At 70.8% G+C, this 3,925-nt stretch carries 2 protein-coding genes; both read left to right on the top strand.

Annotated features, from left to right (window positions below; translation table 11 throughout):
* Window positions 1-376 precede the first annotated feature (376 nt).
* On the top strand, window positions 377-2,839 hold the full coding sequence (locus ETD96_RS42245; protein ID WP_138642094.1) for an aminoglycoside phosphotransferase family protein: 2,463 nt from the start codon (window positions 377-379) through the stop codon (window positions 2,837-2,839).
* The gene (locus tag ETD96_RS42240) at window positions 2,836-3,819 is read left to right on the top strand and encodes a phosphotransferase family protein (protein WP_138642093.1); all 984 of its coding nucleotides are present in this window, start codon (window positions 2,836-2,838) and stop codon (window positions 3,817-3,819) included. Before ETD96_RS42245 ends, ETD96_RS42240 begins: the two co-directional genes overlap by 4 nt.
* The last annotated feature ends 106 nt before the right edge of the window (window positions 3,820-3,925 follow it).

Raw genomic sequence — 3,925 nt, 5'->3', positions numbered from 1 at the left:
AAGAGGTGCCAGCAGCGTCCAGAAGATGGTCCAACTCTTCGACGTCGCCCCTATCGACAGCCGCTGCCCGCGCGTCACATCCCCCACCGCCCCTTCTCACCTTTGGGGATGGGACGCAGCAAGGCACTACAAGGTTCATCGACGATGGCAGCGCGAGAACTGAGCCGCCTAGCGCCCGACCGCCGCCCCTCTCCGTTTCCGCGCATACGGCCAGCGTTGGGCCGGCGAGCCTGGCGGCGGTTAGGAGTCGGACGGTGTCGGGGCTGGGGTGACGCGCCATGCGTTGGTGGGTGGGCCCGGTTATCGTCGCTCTGGAACGACTTTCCGTCCTCCCCGCGTCGGACGGAGGAAAACGCCGTCGCCCCGGAGGACGTCGATGCCCCTTGAACCGCGTTTCCGGCGGGTCGCCGCTCTGCACCGGCCGTTCGTGGACAGAGAAGCGGTGATGGCCGCGTTCGCCGACGTGTTACTGGTTCCGCACGGTTCGCCCTGCGTGTTCAACCTGGTCGGAGTCGGCGGCATCGGCAAATCCCGGCTGCTGCAGGAACTCGGGCAGCGCAGCGCTGAGACCCACCGGACCGCGACGATCGACCTTCAGGTTCCCGCGATGCGGCAGCAGGAGGACGCCCTCGCGGTCCTGCGCGTCGAGCTCGGCCGCCAGGGCATCCGCTTCGACCGCTTCGACATCGCCTATGCCGTCCTCTGGCAGCGCCTCCACCCGCACCTGCGCCTGTCTCCCAAAGAGCTTCCGTTCGTGGACGAGAGCGAAGCGCTGTCCCAGGTCATCGACGGCGCGGCCGGCGTGCCGGTGTTCGGCACCGGTGTCGGGTTGCTGCGCCTGCTGGGCAAGGCGACCAGCGGGATGCGGCAGCGGCAGCGGATCAAGTCCGACGACACGCTCAGCCAGCTGGACGATCTCACCAACGCCGAACTCGCCGACGCCGTCACCTACCTGTTCGCCGAGGATTTGCGCGATGGTTCCGACCGCCCTTACGTCATCTTCGTGGACGCCTACGAGGCGCTCGTCCCCGCATCCGCGCGCTCCGGCCGGGCCGCGGCCCAGGACGTCTGGCTCCGCGACCTGATCGCCCAACTCGACAAGGGGGCGGTCGTGGTGGCCAGCCGTGAACCGCTCGCGTGGGCCCGGCAGGACCCCGCCTGGGCCGACGTCATCCGCCACCAGCGTGTGGACGGCTTGCCGATGGCGGCACGCCTGCAACTCCTGACCGAGGGCGGCATCACCGACGACGCCGCGCGCCAGGCGATCGCCACCGCTAGTCAGGGCCTACCGTTCTACCTCCACCTGGCCGTGGACACGCGCACGACGGCCCGGCAGGCGGCGGCCGTCTCCTCCGAGGAGATCCTGCAGCGCTTCCTGGCCCACGTCGCGCCCGACGAGATCCGCACGCTCGAACTGCTGAGCGTCGCCCGGATCTTCGACTACGAGATCTTCCAGACGCTGGCGGACGCGTTCGACCTGCCCCGGCACCGCATGGCCTGGGAGTCGCTCACCGCCTACTCCTTCGTGTATCCGGCGGGTGTCCACGGCCGCCGCCTCCACCAGCTCATGCGCGCGGCACTGCACCGGCGGCTCTCCCACGGGACGGCTCGGGACGTGCAGGCCGTCCTGCAGAAAGTGTGGGACGCTCGCGCCGCCGAAGCCCACGCGGCGGAGAACGGTGTCGCGACTCGGGCCCGTGCCGTCCGGGAGGCGGCGTACTGCGGCCTTCATGCGGGTGCGCTGCGCGGCGAAGACGTCCTGGCCTACGCCGACCGGGCCATGACGTACGGCGGGAAACAGGGCGTGGACGGCATCGCTCAGGACCTGCGCGAACACCTCGACTCGGGCGGCGACGCCGATCTCGCCCAGACGGCCCGCTGTCTCGAAGCCGAGGCGGCCGTCCTCCTCGGGGACGCCGAGACCGCCACCCGCCTCACCCCGTCCATCGACTGGCCCTTGGACGACGTCCCCGGCGCACGCCTCGCCCTCGCGGGCGCGCACGGCCGCCGCATCGCCGGAGCGACCGGCGAAGCGCAGCGCCTCTTCCGCCAGGTCTGGGACCACCACTCCGGCCCCGTCCGGCTGCGGGCCGGCTTCTGCATGGCGGATCTCGACATGTGCCAGGGCCGGTTCGGCGACGCGCTGTCGATCACGCAGCAGATCCTTGCCGAGGCCCCTGACGACGACCTCGTGCTGCGCGGCGACGTGGTCCGCCTCCAGCACCTCGGCTACCGCTTCGGTTTCGACCTCGACACGTCCGCGCGGTCCTTGGAGACCGCCGCCGCGCTCTACACGCAGGCCGGCGCCATCATCGGTCAGGCGGACATCAAGACCAACCGGGCGGAACTCCTCGCCTGGACCGATCCCGCCCGTGCCATCGACGCCGCCGCCGACGCTCTCGACGCGCAGACCGACCTGGGCGCCCACCACGAGATCGGTAAGGCGTTCACCGCGCTGGCCATCGCACAGGTCCGCCTCGGGCAGTACGCCCCGGCGGCGGCATCGTTCCAGGCGGCGACCGATGCCCTGGAACGGGCGCGCTACCGATCCGGCCGGGCCCGCGCGGAGCTCTTCCGCGCCTTCCTCCACGCCAGGACGGGCGACGCGTCCGCCGCCGTGGCGTCCGCCCGCTGGGCCGTCGCCGAACTGGTCGCCGCCGAGGTGTACCCCACGCTCCTCATGGTCGCCGGGCACCTCCTGGACGCCCTCGACGCCGCCGACGAGCACACGACGGCGATCACCGCCCGGGCCCGCGACCAGATCAGCCCACCGAACCTGCTGCCATTCTTGGACGACCAGGCGCGCGCACTCGTGACGGCCATGCTGGAGGACGGATGAACTGGCGGAGCCTGTACGAGCGCGCCCGCGCGCACGGCGAATCCGCGGCCGGCTACTACAACGACAACATCCGCGTCGACACCCCCGACGGCCCGGTCATCGTCCGGATACCGATCCACGGCGCCGACATGATGGACCTGCGGCCCTGGCGGGAGGACCGCGTCCTCGCCGCCATCGCCGCGCACGTGCGCGACGCCCCCCGCCTGCTTCACTCCTCTGACGACCCACCGTTCCAGATCCACGAGTTCATCACCGGAGACGTCCTCAACGATGTGGCGCCGCGGGGCGTCGCCGTCCCGCCCCACGTGGTGGACGACGTCGTGAGCCTCTTCGCCCAGCTCACCAACGTCCCTCGGCTCCCCTGCGTCCCTGCCGGCTGGCCGGCCGACAGCGACACGACCGCCTTTGCGCGCCTCCTCTCCGACCTGACGCAGCGCGTCTACGACACCTTCAGCGCCGAGTACGCCGAGCTCTTCACCGCCCTTGCGATCCCCGCCGATCCCCTCGCACCGGTGGACGATCTGTGGCGCGGCCTCACTCCGCGACCCTTCACCTGCGTCCATGCCGACGTCCATCGCCGCAACGTGATCGTCGGTAACGGCAAGACCACGTTCCTCGACTGGGAGCTCGCCCTCTGGGGCGACCCCGTGTACGACCTCGCCGTGCACATCCACAAGATGGGCTACCTGCCCGACGAGCAGGACGCCCTCATCGCCCGCTGGCAGGCCGCCATGCCGTCCGACCACACCACGGGCTGGCGGCGGGACCTGGACGCCTACCTGACGCACGAACGCATCAAGTCGGCCATCGTCGACTCCGTCCGCTATTCGCAGCTCTTCGCCGCCGGTGGCCCCTATCCCTATCCGGAGCAGCAGCTCATCGGCTCGCTGGTCGCCAAGCTCGACGCCGCTCGTCCCTACTGGCACATCGCTGCCCCGGCCGATCCCCGGAGCGTTGGGGAGGCCCTGCGCGTCCGCTGAGCCGCTCTCGGCCCGCAGGGCCTTCCCGGGATGTCGGTAGGTGGGGCGTTAGTCGGTTGGGGGGAGGGCTACTTGGATTTGGGTTGTGGTGCCGGTGGCTACGAAG

This window comes from Actinomadura geliboluensis (genome assembly GCF_005889745.1).
Classification (GTDB): domain Bacteria; phylum Actinomycetota; class Actinomycetes; order Streptosporangiales; family Streptosporangiaceae; genus Spirillospora; species Spirillospora geliboluensis.
Note: the sequence above shows the minus strand (reverse complement) of the source record. Positions and strands in the feature narration are given on the sequence as shown.